The organism is Dactylosporangium sp. NPDC049525, from assembly GCF_040676755.1.
In the GTDB taxonomy this organism is placed as follows: domain Bacteria; phylum Actinomycetota; class Actinomycetes; order Mycobacteriales; family Micromonosporaceae; genus Dactylosporangium.
The window spans coordinates 62,776-83,778 of record NZ_JBFAPO010000027.1; the positions used below are offsets into that span (position 1 = coordinate 62,776).

Consider the following 21,003-nt stretch of genomic DNA (forward strand, 5'->3'; position numbering starts at 1 on the left):
CCGCCGCCCGCGCCGTGGATCAGACCAGCCGGGTGACGGCCTGGCTGTGGTTCCAGCTCAGGCCCCGCCCGGTGGCCACGGCCTGGCTGTGGTTGATGGTCAGCCCCCGCCCGGCGGACACGGCCTGGCTGTGGTTGGTGGCGAGGCCGTCGGCCCGCACCTGGGTCCGGACGGCGGGCGCCTCGGTGGTCGAACGCTGCATCGGAATGCTCCTTGGATTCGATTTCGTGAGGCCCGGCGGGTGGCCCCGGCCGGGCTCCATGAGCGTGCCCGGCACCGCTTGGCCCGAACTTGCGATGCACTTGGAAGCCGGCGCCAAGCGTTCGGCAAGACACCCGGCACAGACTCCGCCGACACCATCGACGACCGCGGCGGATCTGAGGAGCACACGATGGACGACACCCGGCCGGCACTCCGGCTCCCCGTCGCGCTGCGGTTGCTGCTGTGCGGTGACGTCGTGTCGGCCGTGGGGATCGGGCTCACCCAGCCGTACCTGGTGATCCTGCTGCACTCGGTGAAGGGCGTCCCGCTCGTCACCGCCACCGCGATGACGTCGCTGCTGGCCCTGGCGAGCTTCCCCGGCAACTGGCTCAGCGGCGCGCTCGCCGACCGGTACCGCGGCCACCGCGTGATGACCGGCGGCCTGGCCGTGACCGTCTGCGGGCTGGTCCTCGTCGCCACCGGCGGGCACCCGGTGCTGCTCGGGTGCGCCGTCGCCGCCGTCGGGTTCGGCTGGTCGGTGACGCTGCCCGCGTACGCGACGCTGATCGCCGGCCTGGTCCCGGAGGCGGCGCAGGGCCGGGCGTTCACGCTGCAGTTCGCCCTGTTCAACGCCGGCATGGGCGCCGGTTCCGCGGCCGGGGTGCTGGTCGGCACCGACGACCTCACCGGGCTGTGGTGGGTCGCGGCGGCCACCTGCCTCGTCGCGGTCGCCGCCGTGTGGGCCTCGTACACCAGGGCACCCGCCGGCACCCCCGCTGCCCGCGACCGCGACGCGGCACCGGCCGGCGGCTACCGGGCGTTGCTCGCCGACCGGGCGCTGCTGCGGGTGCTGCTGGTCGCCCTGCTGATGTCCGCCGCCGGGTACGGCGTCTACAACGCCGGGCTGCCGGTCGTCGCCGTCACCGGCGGGGACCCGGGCGCCATGGCATGGGCGAGCGTCGCCAACTGCCTGACCATCGTCGCCGGTCTCCCCCTGGCGTTGCGGGCCGGCGCGCGGCTGCGGCCTCCGCAGCTGATCGCCGCCGCCGCTGCCGTGTGGTCGGCCGGCTGGCTGCTGTGCGCCGTCGAGGCGCGGTCACAGCTGCTCGGGGCGGGCGTCACGCTGCCGCTCGCGGCGGTGCTCATGGGCGCCGGTGAGCTGCTCCTGGCCGGTGCCCTCCCGGCGCTGGTCAACGCGCTCGCCCCGCAGGCGCTGCGCGGCCGGTACAACGCCGCCCTCACCCTTGCGATGACCTCCGGCATGTGGGCCGGCCCGCTGCTGGCCGCGGCGGCGACCGCGCTCGGCCGCGTCTGGCTGCTGTTCGCCGCGGCGGTCGCGCTCCTCGCCGTCGTGACCCTGCTGGTGCGCCGCCCGGCCCGCACCGCGCCAGTCCCCGAACTCCAACCCGCCCGGTAGGCGAGCCCGCGCCGGTCCCCGAGCTCCAACCCGCCCGGTAGGCGGGCCGCTACCGGTCCGCTGCGACGGCGGCGGCGAGGCTGTCGGGGAGCATCGTGGCGCCGCGGGCGCACTGGCGGTCGAAGCGGGCGGGGCCGAGGGCCGCGCGGCAGAGGTCCGCGGCGGCCACCGCGTCCGAGGCGGTCGCCGCCGACACCGGCCGGCTCGACGCCCGCCGGATCCGCGCGGCGGCGCCGAGCAGGTTCGCCGCCGCGGCCGGGTCAGCGGCGGCGAGCAACCTCGCGTGGCTCTCCAGGGCGTTCGCGGCCTCGCCGCAGTCCCGGTCGGTGCTGTCCAACGCCGCCGCGAGCACCTGGCGCAGCGCCCCGGCCGCCGCCGGCCGTTCGCCCGTGGCGTGCAGCACGACGCTGTACCGCAGCCCGATGACCGCGAACGTGCGCCGGTCGTCGCCGGACTCGCCGAGCAGCGCGACCGCCTCCCGGACGGTGGTGAGGGCGGCACCGGTGCGGCCGAGCCGCAGCAGCGCGAGCGCCCGGGTGGTGCCGGCGAACGCGGCGAGGCGCGGGTGGCCGTCGCGGAGGGCGGCGGTCGCGGCCCGGGCGTGCTCCTCCGCGTCGCGGTGCCGGCCGGCGTCCAGGGCGGTCTCGGCGAGGTTGAACAGGGTCCGCCCGCGGTCGACGTCGCCGGCGCCGCTGCGGCGCTTGGCCTCCAGCGCGGCGCCGAGGAGACGGCCGGCGTCGGCGAGCCGGCCCAGTTCCATCGACAGGGTGCCGAGGTTGTTCAGGACCCGGCCGATCAGCCGGACGTCACCGGCGCGGCGGGCGTGCACGAGCGCGGCGCGCTGGTGGGTGCGGGCGGCCCGGCCGTCGGTGCGGTCGGTGTTGACGGAGCCGAGCGTCAGGTGCGCCATGCAGCGTCCGCTGTGGTCGCCGGGGTCCAGGCCGGTGAGCGCGAGCGCGGCGAGCCGGGCGGCGTCGGTGAGGTCGCCGCGGAGCCGGGCGAGCTGACCGGCCCGGACGTAGGCGTGCGGCGCCCCGGCCGCGCCCGCCTTCGCCAGCAGGCCCTGCCCTTCGGTGAGCCGGCCGGTGCGCTCGTAGTGGGAGAACAGCGCGTCGACGGTCGCCGCGTCGAACAGGCCGGGCTCGTGCGTGACCGCCCACGCCAGCGCGGACCTGAGGGTGTCGGTGTCCTGGCCGATGTCCTGCCCGGTGTCCTGGTTGCGGAGGCGGGTGAGGTAGTGCACCGCCACGGCCCGGGCCACCCGGTCCCGGTCGGCCGACGCGGCGAGCCGCTGCGCCGCCAGTTCGCGCATCGCGTCGGGCAGGCCGTACCGGGAGCCGCCGTCGGCCGTGACCCGCACGAGGCTCGTGTCGACCAGTTCGGCGAGCGCGTCGAGCAGCCACGGCGAATCGTCGCCGAGGGCCGTGGTCACCGCCTCCAGGTCGGGGAACGCGACCCCGCCGGCGAACGCGGCGAGGCGGTCGAACAGGACCCCGGCGGGCGCGCCGACGACCGCCAGGCTCGACTCGATCGTCGCCCGCAGCGACCGGTGCCGGGCGGGCAGGTCGCGCGGGCCGCCGGCCAGCACGGCCAGGGGGTGGTCGAGCCGGTCGACCAGTTCACCGGGGGTGAGCAGCCGCATCCGGGCCGCGGCCAGCTCGACCGCGAGGGGCAGCCCGTCCAGGCGCCGGCAGATCGCGCTCACCTCGGCCCGGTTGGCGTCCGTCACCGCGAAGCCGGGGCGCACCGCGGCGGCACGGGCCTCGAACAGTGCGACGGCGTCGGGCAGCCGCAGCGGTACGAGCCGGACCTCCCGCTCGCCACGCACCAGCAGCGGCCGCTGGCTGGTGGTGAGCACGGTCAGCCCGGCGCACCGCCCGGCGAGGGCCGCGACGTCGGCCGCGGCGCCGACCAGCCGCTCGAACCCGTCGAGGACGAGCACCGCCCGGCGGTCGCGCAGGTGCGCCGCGACCCGGTCGATGTGACCGCGGCGGGACGTGCCGCCGCAGCCGAACACCTCCGCGACGACCTCGATGACCAGGTCCGGTTCGCCCAGCGCGGACACGTCCACCGCCCGCACGTCCAGGCCGTGCCGCTGCCGGGCCACGCCGGCGAGCGCGGCCGCCAGGCGTGACTTGCCCACGCCGCCGGGGCCGGTCACCGTGACGATCCGCCGCCGCCCGACGGTGACGAGCTCGAGCAGGGCGCGCAGGACCTCGTCCCGGCCGACGAGGTCGTCCAGGGCGTGCGGCGGCGGGACCGGGGTGACGCTGTCCTGGGCCGCCGACAGGAACGTGGTGAGGTCCGCGCCGTTCAGGCCGACGGCCGCCGCCACGGCCCGCACCGAGTGCCCGCGGGGGCGGACGGTCGAGCCGCGTTCGAGGTCACGGATCGCCCGCTCGCTGAGCCCGGACAGCGTCGACAGCTCCCGCTGGCTGAGCCCGGCGGTGCGGCGGTGCCGCCGCATCAGTTCGGCGAACGGTCCGGCCTCGACACCCACACGTGCTGCCACGGCGCCGGCACGGCGGGGGTTCGGCGAGGGTCCGGTCGCGTTCGCGACACCGGCAGTGGCGGCCGTGCCCGGCCCCTGCCCGGCCCCCTGCCCGGACCTCTGCCCGGACCTCTGCCCGGCCTGCCGCGCCGATGTCGCCCGGGTGACAGTCCCTGGCGGCGGACCGGCAGTTGACCGGAACTTTGCCGCCGCGTGGCGGTGCGGGCCGGTCCGCGGCGGTGACGGTGGTGGCGGTGGTCGCGCAACGCCAGCAACCACCGCCGCGCCGGTGGACTCCCCCACCGGCCGGCCCGCCGATCGATCGTGAGGTACCCGGAATGCCCTTGATCCGCACCTTCCGCGCCGCGCTCGTCGCGGTCGCCCTGGCCGTGGGCCTGCTCGCGGTCAGCGCGACGCCCGCGTCCGCGGCCGTGAACATCTTCGACAGCTTCGAGCCGCCGCCCGCCCTGCAGAACTGGTCGTTCACCCACTCCGGCGACGGCGCGGGCGGCTTCAGCTCCCTGCAGGTGCGCAGCGGTGTCCGCGACGCGTTCATCACCATCCGTGGCGACGGCTTCTCCTCCGTCAGCCGCAACGTGTTCCTCAGCCACCCGCAGAACTGCTCCGCGTCGGTCTTCGTCAACCCGGCACCGACCGGCGGCTTCCATCTGATCAACTTCGAGATCCTCAGTTTCGACTTCCACTACGTCGCGCTGAAGTCGGCCACGCTGACCTCCGACGCGCCGTACACGAAGTTCAGCACCTCATGGTCGAACAGCCCGACCTTCTTCATGGTCCGCGTATCGGTGGTCGGCAACGGCCCGGGCACCACGGTCGCGGCGTGGGTCGACGACGTGTCGGTCAACTGCGCCTGATTCCTCTCCCCCACCGGCCAGGCGAGCCCACCCCCGGGCTCGCCTGGCCGGCCGACTGTGTTGGTTCGGCCCCAGGCGCCGGCGTGGCAGTGACCGGACACCCCCGTTGATGTGCACCCGGTCACCGCCGTTTGCGGCGGTGGCGGCAGTCTGCCAAGGTCCGCGACCGAGGCGCCAGCGATGGCCGGCAACTCGGGACGCTGGGACGCCGCCCCCGCGTTGACCTGCGGGGATGTGCGAATCCCGGGACGGTCGGTACGATGCTGCCCCCGGCCCCTCTGGAGAGAAGACGGCGATGCCGCACCGTCCTGGCGACCTTGCCGCGCTGCTGACCGCGCTCAAGGAACGCAGTGGGCTGAGCCATGCGCTCATCGGGCAGAAGGTCAACCTGAGCAAGTCGGCGGTGCACCGGTACATCGCCGGGCGGGCGGTGCCGCACGACTTCGGCACGGTGGAGCGGATCGCCCGGGCGTGCGGCGCGGACCGGGAGGAGCTCGACCGGCTGTATCCGCTGTGGACGGCCGCCCTACGCCAGCAACCGGCGGAAGCCGCGGAACAGGCACCGCACGCGGAGCAGACACAGCACGCGGAAGACGTCACAGCGCCCGAACCCGGCGAAGCCGGCACAACGGTGCCGGCGGTGGCCGTACCCCCGACACCGCCGCGACGCAGGTGGAGAACCGCCGCGCTCGCCGCGCTGGCGGCCATGCTGCTGGTCGCCGGGACCGCGGTGGCGACACGGATGAGCCTGGCGCCGGGCCCCGCACCGAAGCACCTCGCCGCGACGGCCAGCGCGACCACGACGCCGACACCGCAGTGGATCAGCGGGCCGACCTGGGCGCTGCCCGCGCAGCCGGTGCCCTCGGAGTACTTCGGGGTGACGATCAACAGCGGGTCGGGCCACATGCCCGGGTTCACGACCGGGGCGGTGCGGCTCTGGGACAGCGAGACGACGTGGTCACGGATCCAGCCGGCGCGCGACCAGTTCGACTGGACGATCCTCGACCGGCTCGTCGAGGGCGCGCGCAGCCACGACCTGCCGGTGCTGTTCGTGGTCGGCGGCACGCCCGGGTGGGCGGCGCCGAACGGCCCGCTGACGGTCTACCCGGACGGCGCCCGCTCGGCACCGCCGGACGACCTGACGATGTGGGACACGTACATCAGCGCGCTCGTCGGCCGGTACCAGGGCCGCATCTCGGCGTATGAGCTGTGGGTCTTCGCCAACGACCCTCGGTTGTACAGCGGCTCGGTGGAGACGCTGGTCGAGATGACCCGGCGGGCGAACGCCATCATCCGCGCCGCCGACCCGAAGGCGGTCGTGGTGTGCCCCGGGATGGGCAACCTGTGGAACGCCGAGGGCCAGCAGGTGCTGCGCCGCTTCGCGGAGCTCGGCGGATACTCGCACTGCCACGCCGCCGGCATCAAGCTGCACCAGCGCTCACCGGAGGACCCGCCGGAGACGATGCTGGAGCTGACCGCGCTGATCGGCCGGCTCTTCCAGGAGATCGGCGTGCACCCGCCGCTGTGGAACACCGGCACGACCTACGACATCCCGCTGCAGGGGCACCTCGACGCAGAGCGGGCCCGCGACTACGCGGTGCGGTTCTTCCTGGTCGGCCTGCTGGCCCGCACGACCAACCTGCAGCGGATGTACTTCTACAACTGGGGCGGCACGAAGATCCCGATCGTCCTGCAGCCGGACGGGGGCGCCCCGACGGAAGCGGCCCTGGCGGTGCAGCAGCTGCAGCGGTGGGTGGCCGGCGCGCAGATCACCGGCTGCGGCAACGGGCAGGCGGTGGAGCTGCCGCAGTACGTGTGGCAGTGCGAGTTCGTCGTGTCGACCCCGGAGGGCAACCGCCGCGCCCTGATCCGCTGGACCCACGCGGGCCCGATCACACTGCGCGCCGAGGCGGGCGCGGAGGCGGTGCTCCGCCTGGACGGCACCACGGAGCCGGTCAGCGCCGGCGCCAACATCACCCTCACCGGAACCCCGGTCCTCATCCGCTACCGCCTGTAGCCGGCCGGGGCGTCAATGCGGGAAGGGGACCCTGGGCCTGGGGGTGATCTCGTCGCGGAAGCGTTCGATGGCGTGGCTGACCTGGAGCATGTCGTCGGTGGTGCGGATGCGGTCCAGGTACAACGACTGCGCCGCCAGGCCGGCCAGGTCGAACGTGAAGTACATGGCCATCAACGGGTTGACGAACAGCGGGGTCCCGCCGGTGCGGCCGTCGAGGGGCACGTCGCCGGCGGCGCCGGTCAGGGCCGCGGCGATCTGCCCGTTCACGATGCTCGCCCGGTCCGGTGCGACGGCCCGGGCGTGCGCGATGGCGTCCCGGTACAGCGCCGCCTCGGGGCCGTGCGACGGGACGGTGAACGCGCCGAGGTACGCGCCGGCGCGGTCCAGCGCGGCGATGTTCTCCAGGACCTGGACGTGGTTGACGCCGTGGTAGGCGTCGACACCGAAGCCGATCACCGCGACGAGTTTCGTGGCCACGGGCGTGCCGTTGACGGCGGCGAGGCTCGTCGCGTCCTCGACGGGGGTGCCCAGGGCCGCCTCGTCGCCGCGCATCAGGATGTCGGTCCCGCCGTCCACCAGCACGATCGCGTCGAGGTCGAGGCGTTTCGCCAGCCGGCGGTACGCGGTGCGCAACGGTCGTACCCCGGTGCGGGGGAACGCGAAGACGGTGGACGGTAGCCGGTGCAGGGCCAGCCATCGGGCCAGCGCACGTTCGGGGAAGTAGTCGCTGTAGGCAACGGTGTCCGGGGTGACCGCCGCGATCCCGGGCTCCAGCCAGGCGTTCACCTCATACAGGTTGACGATCGACAGGCTGCCCAGGTGGACCGTCCTGCCCTCGTTCATGAGCGACAGGGCCAGCGGCAGCCCGGCGTAGACGTCGAACCCGCCGCCGGCGCCCGCGATCAGGATCCGCTGGGCGTCGCCGAGCGCCTCGAAGAACGGCAGCCGCCACGTCACCCGGCGCCGCCGTCGAATCGCCGGGACGGCCGCGCCGCGACGTCGCGGGCGTCAACGCCCGCGACCGCCATCACCGTGAAGCTCATGCCCATCGACTGGGCAGACTACCCGCCGCCGGATCCAGGTCGGCGACAGTCGCGTCCGTCGACGGCGCCGGAAGCATAATGGGACCCGGAGGCGATCATGAGGAGTCGGCGACTGGCGTTGCGGCGGGTGGACCTCGACGGCGGCGGCTGCCCCGTGCCGGAGGAGTGCGTCGAGGCCCTCCAGCACAGGGACACCGTCCCGGTCGTGCTCGAGCACCGTGTCCGGGGCGTCACGGCCGAGCGGCTGGTCTTCGAGGCAACCTTGCGGCAGGACGTCGAGTGGCAGTTCGTCGGCATCGAGTGGCCCGCGGACCTGCACCCCGGGGTCATCGTCACCGTCGTGTGGCGGCCCGCCAAGGACGAGGTCGTCGTGCGCACCGTCCCCCTCGTCGAGCCGATGCGGGTCGACGGCGTCAACTACTACCACGAGTACGACCCGATGGTCGTCACCCGCGACTACACCCCGGGCAAGGCGAACTGGTCCAAGGTCCTGCACACCGTGCGGCGGCTGGGCCGCGTGTTCGACGACGGCAGCGCCGTGTTCGCCGAGGCGGACCTCCTCAAACGCAGCCGGCTCGGCCGCGGCGACCGCGCCGCGTTCCTGCTCCGCAACGCCGTCGAGCAGCTGCTCCGCGAGGGCTACGTCACCCGGGTCGTCGGCAGCGTCGACCCGACCGGGCACCCGTCCTACCCGGGCGTCGACGGCGAGGAGCCCGCCGACATGCTCCTCTACGCCCCGCTGGTCGAACCGGCCCCGCACCCCGACGACGCCGTCCACGGCGAGGGCAGCGACCGCCGCGAACACTGGGTCAACGGCTTCCTGCGCAGGCTGCCACCGGGCGCCCAGCCGTCGGAGCGGCAACTGTCGCTGCACCAGCAGACGGTCGAACACGAAGAGCTCGACGACGCCGAGCTCCCACCCGGCTACACGTTCGTGAAGAAGCACCACCGCAACGGCTGAGGCACACGTTGTGTGCTCACCGGGCGGGCAGCTGTTCGAGGAGAGGCACCACATGGACGACTTCGCGTCACGGTTCGGAGCCGCACGGCAGCAGCACGACGCGGCCGAACGCGTCCGAGCGGAGGCCGAACAGCAGCGAGCGCTGGAGCAGCAGGGGCATGAGCGTGCCCTTGCGCAGGGTGCGCCAGGCATCGCGGCCGCCCTCACCGCCAAGGGTGTTCCGCCGGACCTGCGCATCTCCCAGCGGGTCCGCACCACGTCCAGGCGGATGTTCAAGGAGGTCGTCACCGAGAGCGTCACGGACGTCGCCGAGGGATGGGCGTTCTCGCTGCGGGCCCACGAGTTCAAGGACCCGGACACGCAGCGCGCGGACCCGTACACGTTCAACGTCAGCGGCTATCTCCTGACCGCGACCGGCGTTGTCCACAGCGTGAGGATCAGCGGCTACGGCCACCTACCCCGGCGCAACGGCGTGCTGGAGCTGATCCACACGGACTTCGTGCCGTGGGGCTCGCCGGGAACGACCAACGGCCCGGTGCCGTTCGAGCACAACGGCCTGGCGAAGCCCATGGTCGACGGCCTCATCGAACTCGCGTTGCGATACGGCGTCACACCCGCCTGACCTCCCGGGCTCCGCCGCGGCGACGGCCGAGGCGCTGGACGCGTCAGTTTTCGAGTTCGTCCTCGATCGCGTAGGAAAGGTCGACCAGGACCTTCTCCCACTGCGGCCGGCGAAGCGCTGACAGCGGGTATGACGGCGGGTTGACGCTTTGGAACGTCGACAAGATCGGCGTCCGTTCGAAACGACTGGGCCGGACGAGCAGCGACAGGATCGTCGTTCCTTCCTGTTCGGCCGCTTGCAGGAGTTTCGGCAGTTCCTCGTCCGCGATGAAGTCCGACGCAAGGAAATCCGAGCTGATCAGCGGGATCGCGATGCCGGCGAGGTCCAGCGCTGCATTGATCTCTTTGTGCCAGTCCCGGCCGGGCTTGATGTCCTTGTCCGACCAGACGTCGATGATGCCGGCACGGTGCAGTGGCTTCAAAAAGACCAGGAGGCGTTCCAGCCAGTCAGTGTCCTTGTGGCTGTAGCTGATGAACACCTTCTTCTTGTCCCGCCGAGGACGGGTGGGTGGAGCAACAGGGTCCGGCACAGGCTGGTCGCCGGTCTCGGCGCCGGGGAACGGCGGCGCGACCGTTGGTCTGGTTCGCGAAGGCGCCAAGCTGGCCAGGAGAGCCTTTCGGGCGTCGGCCTCGGAGAGTCCGTAGATTCGGATCTGGCTTATCGAACGCAGCAGCGCTGGGACATCTGTGGGCGCCACCAGGACCGGGATGATGCGGTTCTCAGGTCCTCGCAGGAGAAAGCCGAACCACTCCTCGGTCGTGTGCCGGAGCGGTCCGAGTGATTCGGGCGAGATCACGGCGATCACGCTGTCCGATCGGTCGGTTGCCTCGGCGATGGCCTGCACCCAGTTTCGACCCGCCGCGAGCTCCCACGAGTCGAGCCAAACCGACCAGCCGGCGCTCTCCAACTGCACCGCGATCCACTCGGCCCAGGCTCGATCCGGCGCCGCGTAGCTGATGAAGAAATCGAAGCGGTCCGAGGGCATCCTCAGAGATTAGTACCGGACAGGGAGTTTCCCGGGGCGCGGCAATCCGGTTGCGGGGGTTCATACGGTGGACGGGTGACGGATTTTCAGGTGCGTGCCTACCGGGGCGGCGACGCTGCGGCGGTTGTTGAGCTGATCAACCTGCTGACCGAGGCCGGTGGCGGGCACGGGGGGCACGTTGCCGCCGAGATCGAGGACCTCGTGAACAACGAGGTCAGGGATCCGGAGACGGACACGCGGCTCGTCCACGACGCGGACGGACGGCTCGTGGCCGTCGCGATGGTGCCGTTGCCGCCCGAGGGCGGGGACCGGCTGGAGCTGGTCGGTGGGGTGCATCCCGACCGGCGCGGCGCGGGTCTCGGCCGGGAGCTGCTGGCGTGGCAGCTCGAGCGGGCCGCGGCGCGGCACGCGGAGGTGGCGCCGGGCGCGCCGTGGCAGGCGCAGGTCATCGCGGGCGACGCCGACGTGGCTGCGGTCCGGCTGTTCGAACGGTTCGGGTTCGCCGTCGCGCGGTACTTCCTGGACATGGTGGCACCGACCACGCCGCCGCCGGTGGCCCCGCTCGCCGACGGGGTCCGGATCGCGCCGTATGAGCGGGCGCGGGAGCGGGACCTGCATGCCGTGCACACCGCGGCGTTCCGGGAGTTGTGGGGGTACCAGGAGCGCACGTTCGAGTCGTGGGCGCCGCTGACCGTGCACTCGGAGGCGTTCCAGCCGGAGTTGTCGCGGTTGGCCCTGGCCGGGGACGCGATCGCGGGGTACGTGTTGTCCTACGCCAGCGACGTGCCTGGCCGGTTGTACGTCGGGCACGTCGGCACCGCCGGGTCCTGGCGCCGCAAGGGTGTGGCGACCGCGTTGCTCGCCGAGGTCCTCACCGGCGCCGGCCGGGCCGGTTACACCCACGCGTCGCTCGACACCGACGCCGACAATCCCACGGGGGCCGCCGGCATCTATGCGAAGGTCGGGTTCGTGATCGAGCAGCGCGTCGTCGCGTACCGCCGGGCCGTCTGAAGCGGCCCGTCCCTCAACGCGGGGCGCGGCTGCGCACGAGCGGCAGGTACACCTCGTCGACGATGTCGATGAGGACCTCGTCGGGGGCGGTGGGCATGCCGCGGGTGACGAACTCGTTGCGCAGCAGGACGATCGCGACGGTGGCGACGCGCGGGTGCAGCGCCGAAGGGTCGGCCTCGCCGCGGGCGACGGCGCGCCCGAGGACGGTCAGCCACATGGCGGTCATGGCGTCGGTGGACTGCTCGGGCAGGTGCGCCACGAGGCTCTGTGCGCCGCCGGCGGCGCTCAGCAGTTCGCGCAGCACGGCGCCGAGCGGTGAGCTCCAGTGGCGGTTGGCCCGGCGCAGCAGTTCCAGGGCGTCGTCGCGCAGCGCGCCGGTGTCGGGCGGTTCGATCGTCGTGGCGAGTTGCCGGTACGCGGCGATGCCGAGGGCGAGGCGGTCCGGCCAGCGGCGGTAGATGGCGTTCTTGTTGGTGCCCGCCCGCCTGGCGACCCGGTCCATGGTCAGGCCCGCGTAGCCGTGCTCGGTGAGCTCCGCGGCGGCGGCGTGCAGGATCGCGGTCTCCAGGGTCGCGCCCCGCCGCCGGGTCTGCCCGGCACGGGCCTGCGTCGTCGGGTCGTCCGGCATGCCCGTCCTCGCGCTCGGTGCCGCTGGTTCCCGCCCAGCATCCACTTGACCGTCGCCGCTCGTCAAAATAGGGTACTCCCAGTACCTAATTGCTGCGGGAAGGAACCGACGTGCGGGGCAACGGCATCACCTACGACACCGGGTTCGTCCGGTACGGCCTGAATTCTCGTCGCCGGTTCGACCCGGACCTGGTCGCGCGCGAGCTGCGCATCATCCGTGACGACCTGCACTGCACCGCGGTCCGGGTGATCGGCGGCGACCCGGAGCGGATCGACGTCGCCGCGGCGTGCGCCGTCGAGCTGGGCCTGGAGGTGTGGTACTCGCCGTACCCACTGGAGCTGACCACGCACGAGACGCTGGCGCTGTTCGCGGACTGCGCGGACCGGGCGGAGCGACTCCGGCGGCGCGGCGGCGACATCGTGTTCGTCACCGGCGCCGAGCTCAGCATCATGAACCAGGGGTTCCTGCCCGCCGACACCATGGAGCAGCGGCTCGAGCTGCTGAGCCGGCCGGACCGTCTGCGCGAGGTCATCGCCGAGGTCGGCGCCCGCGTCAACGACTTCCTCGCCCAGGCCGTCGCCGTCGTCCGGGAACGCTTCGGCGGCCGGGTCACCTACGCGTCTGTGCCCATCGACCGCGTCGACTGGACGCCGTTCGACATCGTGTCCATGGACGTGTACCGCTCGGCCGCGATCGCCGACCGGTTCGCCGAACTGGTCGCCGAGGGCATGCGCAGCCCCGCGCTGCAGGGCAAGCCCGTCGCCATCACGGAGTTCGGTGCCGCCACCTACCGCGGCGCCGGCGACCGGGGCGCGCACGGGCTGGAGATCGTCGAGTACGGCGACGACGGCCCGGTCCGCCTCACCGGCGACCACGTCCGCGACGAGGCCGGGCAGGCCACCTACATCCGCGAACTCCTGGACGTCTTCGACGCCGCGGGCGTCGACACCGCCTTCGTGTTCCTCTTCGCGCTCTACGACCACCCGCACCGCCCCGACGGCCCCGCCCGCGACGACCTCGACCTGGCCAGCTACGGCGTCGTCAAGGTCTTCGAGGACCGGCCCGGCACCACGTACCCCAACCTGCCGTGGGAGCCGAAGGCCGCCTTCGCCGCCATCGCCGAGTATTACGGCAGGCGCTCCGCCTAGGTGGTGCGCCGGGCGGAGGCGGCGAGGCGGTCGGCGAGGGCGGCGACGAGGTCGCGGAGCTCGTCCGGTCGTTCGATGACGAACGGCAGGTCCAGCGACGCGAGCACCGCGGGCAGCCAGTCGAGCCGCTGCGCGCGCAGCTCGACCCGCGACCACCCCTGCCCCTCGGGTTCGACGACGGTGGCGACGGTGGCGGGCAGCCGGGTGCGGATCTGCTCGGCGGTACCGTCGATGCGCAGGGTCACCGCATGCTGGTATTCAGCGGCGGCGAAGCCGGTGACCACGCGCTGGGCGGGGTCGAGGCCGGCGGGCGGTTCGAACGTGCCGGGCAGGGTGCGGGCGTCGGTGATGCGGTCCAGCCGCAACGTGCGGTCCTCGCCGATGCGCAGGTCGGCGCCCGTCACGTACCAGCGGCCGGCGTGGACGACCAGCCCGAACGGGTGCAGCACGCGAGAGCTGCCCCGGCCGTCGCGGTCGGTGTACGTGATCGAGACCGGCCGGTGCGCGTCGACGGCGGACGCGATGGTGAGCAGGACCGTGCTGTCCGGCGCGAGCGCCTCTGTGCGTGCCCCTGTGGGTGACTCGGTGAAGGCGAGGGAGCCGAGGACGGCGTCGAGCCGACGGGTGAGCCGTTCGGGCAGGACCCGCCGGATCTTGGCGATGGCCGTCTCGTGCGCCGCGCCGGTGGTCGCCAGCAGCCCGGCCCGGCGACCGGAGACCAGGCCGAGCACCACCGCCAGCGCTTCGTCGTCGGTGAGCATGAGCGGCGGCATGCGGTAGCCGGGGCGGAGCCGGTATCCGCCGTACCTGCCGCGGACCGACTCGACGGGCACGTCGAGGTCGATCAGGTGGTCCACATACCGGCGCACGGTGCGCCCGTCGACCTCGAGCCGGTCGGCGAGCTCCGCGAGGGTCCGCAGGCCACCGGACTGCAGCAGTTCCAGCAGCGCCAGCACGCGGGCGGTGGGTCGGGCCATCCCAGCAGTATCTCCCCGATACCGGGCGGAATCTGTCCAGTATCCCGCCTAGCGTGTGCGCCATGGACCTCATTTCGATCCGCATCATCACCGCCGACGTCGCCCGCCTCGTCGACTTCTACGAGCGCGTGACCGGCGTGCCGGCAACCTGGTCGACGCCGGACTTCGCCGAGGTCAGGGCCGGCTCCGCCACGCTCGCGATCGCCGACACCCACACCGTCGCGCTCTTCGCCCCGGACGCCGCCCGCCCGTCCGACAACCGGTCCGTGATCATCGAGTTCCTCGTCGACGACGTCGACCGGGTGCACCGCGACCTCACCGGCTTCGTGGCGGACTTCGTCAACGCACCGACCACGATGCCGTGGGGCAACCGGTCGCTGCTGCTGCGCGACCCCGACGGCAACCTCGTCAACGTCTTCACGCCCGTCAGCCCCGCCGCGGTCGCGAAGTTCGCCCGCTGAACCCTCCGGCGCGCACCGACGGCCCGGCCGTCGCAGTAGGTTTGCCCTCAATGGATGAGACGCCGTTGGAGCGGCTCTGCGCCTGCCGCCGGGATCGCGCCGGCCGGGCCGGGTGACCCGGCCGCGGCGCGCGGGCCCTGGCCCCGGGACCGCCGTGATGGTTAGGTCGTCGTGTGCTGGTTGAACATGATCGCCTACTGAGGACGTACCAGGAGCGCGTCGCCGACTGGGACGTCGACGGCGGCGTGCGCGACCGGTGGCACGCGTTGTGCCGCGTCGTGTTGACGCACGGCGGCGACCTGGTGGTGCCGCCGATGACCCCGGAACCCGATCTCGACCTGCTCCTCACGTCCGGCGCCCCGCAAGGTCCCGTCCTGGACGCACCGGAGCCGGGCGGCGACTGCCACGACAACGTCGCGCGGCTCTGGATCGACGGCGCGATCCCGGCGGTCGGCACCGGCTATGCCCTGTCCGAAGGTCTGTGGCGCCAGCACTCGTGGGGGGTCCACGCCGACGGCACGGTCCAGGAGACGAAGTGGCCCTGCGAGCGGTACTTCGGCGTGACCCTGCCACCGGGCGAGCCCACCGTCCGGTTCGTCCTGAACAGCTACGACGGCGACGTGCTCGCCATGCTGAAGGCCGGCGGCCCCGGCGCGGCCGAGATCATCCGCGTCATGCGCAACCGGCGTACGGCGCCGCCCGCGGCATAGGATCGGGGGGTGACCGGCGGGGTGGACGAGGTCGAGAGCAAGCACCCCGTGCCCGATCCGGCCACCCTCGTCGAGCGGCTCGAAGCGCTGGGGTTCCGGGGGTCTGCGGAGCAGGAGCAGCTCGACGAGTACTACGACACCCCCGACGGGCAGCTGCGCCGGCAGGATCTCGTGGCCCGGCTGCGGCTGGTGGCAGGCGTTGTGACCGCCGGGTTCAAGGGACCTCGCACGTATGCGGACGACGGCACCTACCGCAGGGTCGAGGTGGAGTTCCCGGCCACCGGCGACGTCCGGGACGCCTTCGCCCGGCAGGGCCTCGTCGCCGTGTGGCGGTTGGCGAAGCGGCGCCGCGAGTTCCGCCGCGGGGACCTGGTCGTCGCCGTCGACGAGCTGCCGGAGCTGGGCACGTTCGCGGAGTTCGAGGGTGACCCGGCCCAGATCACCCTCGCCCGCGAGCAGGTCGCCGGGCTGGTCGGACCGCCCGAGCGGCGCAACTACGCGGAGCTCGCCGCCGACTGGCTGCGCGGGCACGGCCGGCCCGAGGCGCGCGAGCTGACGTTCTAGACCGTCGCGAGGCGGTTGTAGATGCAGATCGGGTGGTGCCCGCCGTCGGCCGGTCGCAGCGGGCACGCGCCGCACGGTGACGTCGTGCGGGCCAGTTCGGTGTCGCCGGCGCGGCGCACCAGGGCGCCGTCCTGCCAGCGGTACGCGGCGAGGGTCTCGTCCTCCAGCAGCATGCCGCAGGCGAAGACCGCGCCGCTGGGCAGGAACTGCAGGTTGGTGCCGTCGCGGACGGCGCAGACGCCCGGGTCGGCGCCCGGCACGGGGAAGTCGAAGGCGACCTGGCAGTCGACCGTGAACGACTGGCGCGACGGGCGGTAGGCGGCGACGACGTCGAGCACCCTGCGCCGCCAGTCGGCCGCCGGCACGGACTGGTCCGCGGCGTGCAGCGCGCCCCGGCCGACGGGTGAGAACCAGTGCATGTTGAGCCGGCCGGCGCCGCTGGCCTCGGCGTAGGCGAGCATGTCCGGCACCGTGTCGACCGTGTCGGCCAGGACGGTGCAGTTCAGGTCGAACGGCACGGCGGCGGCGCGCAGCTCGTCGACGGTCGCGACGGCGTCGGCGAACGCGCCGCGGCCCCGCAGGCGGTCCACGACGGCGGCCGAGGGCGCGTCGAGGCTGACCGCCACCCGGCTCAGGGCGTGCCGGACGGCGGGCAGGGCGGCCCGGAACTGTCTGCTGCCGTTGGTGACGGTACGGACCCGAACCGTGGCTGCCGTGTCGCAGACGATGGACACGAATGCTGGGTGCAGCGCCGGCTCGCCGCCCAGGACGGTGATCTCGGTGGCGCCGCCGGACGCCCAGCCGACGATCGCGGCGACCGTCGCCGGTGTCATGTGCTGGGTGCGGTCGAAGTAGGCATCGGGCAGGAAACAGTACGTGCAGCGGCGGTTGCACCGCGACGTGATGTAGAGGTCGATGCTCTCAAGCTTGAAGTCAGATGCGGCAAGCTTGGGCTCTGAGGCGGCAAGCCGGGTCACGCGGCGAATCATGCCATCGCCCGGGCCGGTCCGTGGCCGAACCGGGTCAGCGCGGCTTGAGCGAGTCGCGCTCGGCGAGCTCGAGCACCATGCGGCGCTCGTCAGGGTCGCCGGTGCGGATCACGCTCGCCGGGCTGCGGAAGCCCAGCGCCGGGTGCAGGTCGCGGGCCCAGGCGCGGGCGACGCTGCCGAGGTCGAAGAGCCGCTGCACCGCCAGCACGCAGTGCAGCCGGGTGCGGGTGCCGGGGTCCTGGACCGCCACGTCGGCGGACCATCCGGCCAGCGGCGCGTCGAGCCCGGCGCCGAGCAGATAGGCCAGCAGGTCGGGGCCCCAGACCTGCTCGGCGGCGTCCAACGCGTCCATGGCATCCATGGCGTCGGGCAGCGTGAGATCGTCGACGGCTACGGCGGGGGAAGCGCCCATGTCCTCGACGGTACCCGCGGGTGCGGCGCCGCGCATAGGCCGATCAGACCGACTCGTGCATGAGCAGCGCCGCGACCTCGCGGGCGATCACCCGCACCGTGCCGGGCCGCAGCCGGGAGTCGAGCAGCGCGGCGCGGACGGACTCCCACGAGTCCAGCAGGCGGCCGTCGTACGACAGCGGCGGCCGGTTGCGCAGATACCGGTGCAGCACCACGGCGTGCTGCACGATCCAGTGCAGGTAGTGGTCCTCCCGGTCCCAGCTCTCCAGCCGCATCGCCTTGCGCAGGTGGTCCTCGACCTCGCGGAAGCTGCGGGCGCCGAGCATCCGCGCGTCCTGCCGCACGTTGGCCATCACGGGGTGGAACAGGTGCCCGACGGAGTCGGGGAAGGTGTCGTGCCACTGGTCCCACATGACCGCCTCGTCCTCACCGCCGAGGGTCATGACCGCCTCGGGGCGGGTGTCGCGCAGCAGGTACTGCAGGTACGCCCAGATCGCCGGGGTGCTCATCAGCCGCTCGGCGCGGGTGGTGCGGATCTGCGCACCGACCATGGCGTCGTCGATCTCCAGGTCGCCGACGCCGGGGAACGCCTTCGCCGCGCGGGCGACGTCGAGAATCATGCGGTCGCCGCGGTAGTACTCCAGCTGCACCGCCCACGGATGCGTCGGGCGGCGCAGCAGCTCCGGGTCCTGCAGCCGCTCGGCGACCCGCCCCGGCGAGCAGAACGACACCAGCGAGTCGACCTCCGGCGGCCGGGCGCCCTCGACGAGGGCGAACCAGCGCTCGACCTCGTCGGTGAAGCGGGCCCGCCAGCTGCGGGTGTGCTGGTCACCGGCCAGGTCGTCGAAGCAGAGCACGACGCGGACACCACGGGCGGACAGCGCCGCCGCGACGGTGGCCTGCACCGCGTAGATGAGGGTGGGCTGGCGCAGGCGGACCGGCCAGAACACCAGGTCCAGCGGCCTGTCCGGGGTGTCGTCGACGCGCCGCCACCGGAACTCGTAGTCCAGCTGCCGCAGCAGTTCCACCGCCGATGGGCGGGTGCCGAGAATTGCCTCGAGCGTCGGCAGGTGTACCCGGTGCAGCGCCGTCCCGGCCGCCGCGACGACGGGTGCCGTGGCGGACTCGGGCGGCGTGGTCGTGACGGGCTCGGCCGGTGCCGGCGGCTCGGCGCGTTTCAGCGAGACGGGCAGGGCGGCGAGGCCCCGCCGGACCGCGGGGAACAGCCGGTCGACGTCGACACCGACGTAGATCAGCGCCGTGCCGGCCGGTGACGCGTCGTCGTCGTGCCGGGCCCACAACACGTCGGACTGCACGCCGACCGCCCGGGTCAGGGCGTCGTTGCGGCCCGGCGGGTATCCGGCCACGCAGATCGTGTCGCCGCGCAGCGCCTCGGCGAGGGCACTGACGATGACGGTGTCGTCGGCCCGCGGCGGCTCGGGGTCGTGCAGCAGCGAGCGCTCGTCGGTCTCCGAGGTCGGCCGCCAGTACCCGTGCAGATGCAGCACGTCGATCCCGTCGGCGGGGCCGATCGGCCCCGCGAACGTGCCGTCCCGCCGGAGGGTGAGGCTGCGCGCGGTGCCGCCGGCACGCCGCACCGCGATCTCGATGAGCGGATCGAAGTTGGTCGTGATGACCCGCCGCTCGAAACGGTCCGGCTGACCGGCGAGGAGCTCACCCAGCGCCTCGACGCCCGGCGGCAGCGACCACGCGTCGCGGTCCTCCTCCAGCTGCACGCCGCGGTGGTAGCCGACGCGTTCCCAGCCGCCGGTGGTGCCGCGGGCCGGCCGGTACGCCTCGAGGGTCGCCCGCTGCACGACGATGTCGAACTCGACCGGGGACAGCCACTCGGTGAACGCCCGGCGGTACGCGGTGTAGAGGGCGGCGTCGCGGCGGGTGGCGCGCAGCCCGGCGAGGGCCGCCTGCAGGTCGGTGTTCTGCAGCGCCTGCCCGACGAACTCGTCGGCGAGCTCGATCATCCGGTCGACGCCCGGCACGACCGCGGCGGTCAGCCCTGAGCCGAGGACGAGGGTGACGTCGCGGCCCTGCCGGATCGTGGTGACCAGCCGGTACACCAGGCTCTGTTCGGTTCCGGTCATGCCGTCACCACGCCTGCTGCGGGTCGCCGAGCCAGGTGGCCAGGTCGGTGCCCGTGTCGACGAGGTCGCCGGCGGCCAGCTCGGTCTCCAGCTGGTGCGGCCGCCAGCCGAGGTAGCCGACGAACAGGTACGCGGCGGCGACCACGGCCTCCGCCTGCGCCGGGTCGGCGTTCGGCGGTATGACGACGAGTCCCGGGCCGAGCGCCCGCCACCCGTCCGGCGGCGCGGCACCGTCGCGCAGCAGCGCGAGGAGCACGACCACGTCGCGGACCGGACCGCCGTCCAGGACCGCCGGGACGTGCAGGGACCCGGCGAGCTCGTCGCCGAGCACGTGCGCGGGCGAGCGGGTCGCCGGCCGGTCGAGCCGCACCCCGATCGCGCCCTCGACCGGGGAGTGGGCGAGGATCGCGATGACCCCGGCCAGCTCCGGGTCCGCGACGCCCGCTCCGCCGCGCAGGATCCGCCCGACGAGGGAGCTGTCGGCCCGCGGCGGAGGCTCCGGCTGCCGCGCCGGGACGTCGGCGGCGGGCGCCGGTCGCTGGGCATTGACGACGATCGGGATCCGGTCGCCGCCGTTGCGGGCCCGCAGCTCCGGGATCGGGCGGCCGCGGGCACGCTGTACCCGCCGGATCTCCTCGTGCAGGGTGCCGAGGTCAAGCAGCGCCGGCCCGCCGCCGACCCCGTCGCGCAGCAGCTCGACCAGCACGCCGGTGAACGCGGTGAGCGGCTCGTCGGGCGGCGCGAGCGCGATCCGGTTGCCGGACGCGGCCACCATGACGCAGCTGCGGTCGATCTCGACCTGGGTGGCGAGCGCGGCGTCGTCGGCGACACCGAGTCCGGGGATCGCCCGCCCGGCGTAGCAGCAGTCGAGGATGACGACACGGTGCGCGCTGCGGCTGCCCTGCACGAGGCGGCGCACCCAGTCGAACGGCACGGCGCTGGAGTAGGCCGAGTCGGGCATGCTCTGCCCGACCGCCAGGTGCAGCACGCCGGTGTCGGGGTCGATGACGCCGTGCCCCGCGAAGTACAGCAGCAGCAGCCCCGACACGTCGACCTCGGCGGCGGCGCGGCGCATCACCGCGTGGACGTCGCGGGGCGTCTCCGGGTTGTGCACCACCCGGCACGCGTCAGGGTCCAGCCCCCACCGTTGCGGGTCGATGAGGACGTCCCGCAGGGCGGTGAGGTTGTTGGTGACCGCTGGGATGGCCGGGAAGTTGTCGTAGGTGCTGGACCCGACGAGCACCACCCGCGACCGCCGCGGGTCGGACAGGTGCGTCAAGACGCGGGCTCGTCGAGCCGCCGGTCCCCGGAATCGTCGCGCACCCAGACCTGCACCGTGCCACCTTCCATCGACCCGCATCATCGGCACCGAGGGTATACGGTCGACGCCGGT

General features: G+C 73.5%; 20 protein-coding genes. 10 read left to right on the plus strand and 10 right to left on the minus strand.

All coding sequences use genetic code 11. The features are described from left to right. Positions 1-19 precede the first annotated feature (19 nt). Positions 20-202: a hypothetical protein gene (locus AB0K00_RS32325; protein WP_363528068.1), complete on the minus strand. Its 183-nt coding sequence runs from the start codon at positions 200-202 to the stop codon at positions 20-22. Between the two features lie 189 nt (positions 203-391). Between AB0K00_RS32325 and AB0K00_RS32330 the strand changes: the two genes are divergently transcribed. After that, positions 392-1,618 carry an MFS transporter gene (locus tag AB0K00_RS32330; protein WP_363528070.1) on the plus strand — a complete coding sequence of 409 codons (1,227 nt, stop codon included), beginning with the start codon at positions 392-394 and terminating at the stop codon, positions 1,616-1,618. A 49-nt stretch (positions 1,619-1,667) separates the two neighbouring features. On the opposite strand, the gene AB0K00_RS32335 is transcribed toward AB0K00_RS32330, so the two are convergent. Then, complete coding sequence (locus tag AB0K00_RS32335) at positions 1,668-4,130, minus strand: tetratricopeptide repeat protein (RefSeq protein WP_363528073.1); 2,463 nt, start codon at positions 4,128-4,130, stop codon at positions 1,668-1,670. A 317-nt stretch (positions 4,131-4,447) separates the two neighbouring features. On the opposite strand from AB0K00_RS32335, the gene AB0K00_RS32340 reads away from it, so the two are divergent. Continuing rightward, entirely contained in the window at positions 4,448-4,984 is a 537-nt protein-coding gene (locus AB0K00_RS32340; protein ID WP_363528076.1) for a hypothetical protein, read from the plus strand. A gap of 295 nt (positions 4,985-5,279) precedes the next feature. After that, positions 5,280-7,001, plus strand: coding sequence for a helix-turn-helix domain-containing protein (locus AB0K00_RS32345; RefSeq protein ID WP_363528079.1), 1,722 nt, complete (start codon positions 5,280-5,282; stop codon positions 6,999-7,001). 12 nt (positions 7,002-7,013) lie between these two features. On the opposite strand, the gene AB0K00_RS32350 is transcribed toward AB0K00_RS32345, so the two are convergent. Continuing rightward, positions 7,014-7,958, minus strand: coding sequence for a DUF1152 domain-containing protein (locus AB0K00_RS32350; RefSeq protein WP_363528082.1), 945 nt, complete (start codon positions 7,956-7,958; stop codon positions 7,014-7,016). Positions 7,959-8,141: 183 nt separating this feature from the next. Here AB0K00_RS32350 and AB0K00_RS32355 point away from each other — a divergent pair, with 183 nt between their 5' ends. After that, entirely contained in the window at positions 8,142-9,005 is an 864-nt protein-coding gene (locus AB0K00_RS32355; protein WP_363528085.1) for a hypothetical protein, read from the plus strand. 52 nt (positions 9,006-9,057) lie between these two features. Continuing rightward, positions 9,058-9,627, plus strand: coding sequence for a hypothetical protein (locus tag AB0K00_RS32360; protein ID WP_363528088.1), 570 nt, complete (start codon positions 9,058-9,060; stop codon positions 9,625-9,627). Positions 9,628-9,670: 43 nt separating this feature from the next. Here the strand turns inward: AB0K00_RS32360 and AB0K00_RS32365 are convergent, their stop codons facing one another. Further along, positions 9,671-10,612, minus strand: a complete 942-nt coding sequence (locus AB0K00_RS32365; RefSeq protein ID WP_363528091.1) for a toll/interleukin-1 receptor domain-containing protein — start codon at positions 10,610-10,612, stop codon at positions 9,671-9,673. A gap of 75 nt (positions 10,613-10,687) precedes the next feature. Here AB0K00_RS32365 and AB0K00_RS32370 point away from each other — a divergent pair, with 75 nt between their 5' ends. Further along, positions 10,688-11,623, plus strand: coding sequence for a GNAT family N-acetyltransferase (locus AB0K00_RS32370; protein WP_363528094.1), 936 nt, complete (start codon positions 10,688-10,690; stop codon positions 11,621-11,623). A 13-nt stretch (positions 11,624-11,636) separates the two neighbouring features. Here the strand turns inward: AB0K00_RS32370 and AB0K00_RS32375 are convergent, their stop codons facing one another. Beyond that, positions 11,637-12,251, minus strand: a complete 615-nt coding sequence (locus tag AB0K00_RS32375) for a TetR/AcrR family transcriptional regulator (protein ID WP_363528097.1) — start codon at positions 12,249-12,251, stop codon at positions 11,637-11,639. Positions 12,252-12,361: 110 nt separating this feature from the next. Here AB0K00_RS32375 and AB0K00_RS32380 point away from each other — a divergent pair, with 110 nt between their 5' ends. Next, entirely contained in the window at positions 12,362-13,399 is a 1,038-nt protein-coding gene (locus AB0K00_RS32380) for a hypothetical protein (RefSeq protein ID WP_363528100.1), read from the plus strand. On the opposite strand, the gene AB0K00_RS32385 is transcribed toward AB0K00_RS32380, so the two are convergent. Next, complete coding sequence (locus tag AB0K00_RS32385) at positions 13,396-14,376, minus strand: YafY family protein (protein ID WP_363528102.1); 981 nt, start codon at positions 14,374-14,376, stop codon at positions 13,396-13,398. The genes AB0K00_RS32380 and AB0K00_RS32385 overlap by 4 nt on opposite strands. A gap of 62 nt (positions 14,377-14,438) precedes the next feature. Between AB0K00_RS32385 and AB0K00_RS32390 the strand changes: the two genes are divergently transcribed. The 3 genes from AB0K00_RS32390 to AB0K00_RS32400 all read left to right on the plus strand — a co-directional run bounded on the left by AB0K00_RS32390 (position 14,439) and on the right by AB0K00_RS32400 (position 16,111). Further along, positions 14,439-14,837 (plus strand): VOC family protein, encoded by a 399-nt coding sequence (locus tag AB0K00_RS32390; RefSeq protein WP_363528105.1) that lies wholly within the window; start codon positions 14,439-14,441, stop codon positions 14,835-14,837. 173 nt (positions 14,838-15,010) lie between these two features. Next, positions 15,011-15,547, plus strand: a complete 537-nt coding sequence (locus tag AB0K00_RS32395) for a hypothetical protein (protein WP_363528108.1) — start codon at positions 15,011-15,013, stop codon at positions 15,545-15,547. Between the two features lie 9 nt (positions 15,548-15,556). Then, positions 15,557-16,111 (plus strand): CYTH domain-containing protein, encoded by a 555-nt coding sequence (locus AB0K00_RS32400; RefSeq protein WP_363528111.1) that lies wholly within the window; start codon positions 15,557-15,559, stop codon positions 16,109-16,111. Here AB0K00_RS32400 and AB0K00_RS32405 read toward each other — a convergent pair. Genes AB0K00_RS32405 through AB0K00_RS32420 form a run of 4 tightly spaced genes read right to left on the minus strand, consistent with a single transcriptional unit; the run spans position 16,108 to position 20,889 of the window. Then, complete coding sequence (locus AB0K00_RS32405; protein WP_363528114.1) at positions 16,108-17,088, minus strand: radical SAM protein; 981 nt, start codon at positions 17,086-17,088, stop codon at positions 16,108-16,110. The two genes, AB0K00_RS32400 and AB0K00_RS32405, sit on opposite strands and share 4 nt — an antisense overlap. Before the next feature lie 46 nt (positions 17,089-17,134). Beyond that, positions 17,135-17,512, minus strand: coding sequence for a hypothetical protein (locus tag AB0K00_RS32410; protein ID WP_363528117.1), 378 nt, complete (start codon positions 17,510-17,512; stop codon positions 17,135-17,137). Between the two features lie 43 nt (positions 17,513-17,555). Further along, positions 17,556-19,610, minus strand: coding sequence for a hypothetical protein (locus AB0K00_RS32415; RefSeq protein WP_363528119.1), 2,055 nt, complete (start codon positions 19,608-19,610; stop codon positions 17,556-17,558). A gap of 4 nt (positions 19,611-19,614) precedes the next feature. After that, a complete protein-coding gene (locus tag AB0K00_RS32420; protein ID WP_363528122.1) occupies positions 19,615-20,889 on the minus strand; it encodes a YqgE/AlgH family protein in 1,275 nt (424 codons plus the stop codon). Positions 20,890-21,003 lie beyond the last annotated feature (114 nt).